2 protein-coding genes are annotated in these 1,285 nt (G+C 61.6%); both read right to left on the bottom strand.

Annotation, left to right across the window (positions count from 1 at the left end; all coding sequences use genetic code 11):
* Positions 1-164 precede the first annotated feature (164 nt).
* A complete protein-coding gene (locus tag AC0B9F_RS38155) occupies positions 165-971 on the bottom strand; it encodes an ABC transporter ATP-binding protein (protein WP_472010405.1) in 807 nt (268 codons plus the stop codon).
* 15 nt (positions 972-986) lie between these two features.
* Positions 987-1,285 (bottom strand): FadR/GntR family transcriptional regulator (locus AC0B9F_RS38150; protein WP_472010403.1); only part of this gene is annotated, 299 nt, incomplete at its 5' end.

The following is a 1,285-nucleotide window of genomic DNA, read 5'->3' as shown; positions in this document are numbered from 1 at the left end:
GGCGACTCGATGATCGTCAGCCGGCCCTCTCCCGGATGCAGGACGCTCTGACGGGCTGTATCGGCTGCGGGTGTCTGTCACTGAAAACATGCAACCTGCTCAACCCTGGAGACGAACTGGGCCGGGAGGGACCCGGCGCCAGGCGTCTCTGAAACTACTGTCGGTCAAACTCTTTCGCGTGGCCGCGACTGGGCATTCCACCGACCACCACGACGCTCGATCTCGATGGGATGCGAGAAGCACTCGCTGATGTTCTGGGTGGTGATCACGTCCTCGGCGAGGCCGCTGGCGGTCACGACGCCGTCCTTGATCAGAAGAGCATGTGTGGTGGTGCTGGGGATCTCCTCGATGTGGTGCGTCACGAGGATGCTGGCAAGTGACGGGTTCTGATTGCGGAGGTCGTCCAGTGCCGTCAAGAGTTGTTCGCGTGCAGCAAGATCGAGCCCGGTCGCCGGTTCGTCGAGCAGAAGCAGGCGCGGTTCGACCATGAGTGCGCGGGCGATCAGGGCTCGTCCCCGTTCGCCTTGGGACAAGTTGGGCCACAGTGCGTCCGAACGCGGACTCATTCCGAGTAGATCGATCAGTGCGTCGGCGTGAGCCTCTTGCTCCGGCGTCGGTGACCTCCGGGTCATCTCCTCGGTTGTGTTGGTGAGGCCGGTGATCACGACGTTGCGGACGGTGATCGGAATTCCGATCGTGTGACGAGGGTTCACGTGCCCGATGTCCATCCGCAGTTCCCTCATGTCGACGCGGCCCAACTTGTGGCCGAGGACGTAAACGGAACCGCGAGTCGGGTGGGCGGTTGCTCCGAGCAGGCTCAGAAGCGTGCTCTTGCCCGCGCCGTTCGCGCCGAGGAGGACCCAGTGTTGTCCGGGTTCGATCGAAATGTTGATGTCTTTCAACAAGTATCGGCCGTCGCGGACGAGATCCACGTGTTCGGTCGACAGAACTGTGCCGGTGGGGTGTTGCACGAGAACTAACCTCTCTTAGGCGTCGAGCACACGCAGTCGTCGTAGGACGGTGTCGATGTTTGCTCGAGTTGCCGCTACCGCGGCTTCTGGGTCGGCGTCTTGAAGGGCCTCGACCAACTGATCATGGGCATGTGAGGTGTCGGGGACGCCGGCCTCGTGGGCCATCATCTCGACGAGGGATTCACGAAGGAGTGGACGCACCGACGTGAAAAGCGAGAGCAGAACTGCGTTTCCTGACAGTCGAACGACTTCGGTGTGGAAGTCGAGGTCGACGTCGACGAACTTCTCGACATCACCCTCGAAATGACTGTGTC

It is taken from the genome of Streptomyces sp. NPDC097129 (assembly GCF_055668065.1).
The sequence above is the reverse complement of the archived record's forward strand: the minus strand, read 5'-3'. Positions and strand labels throughout refer to the sequence as shown.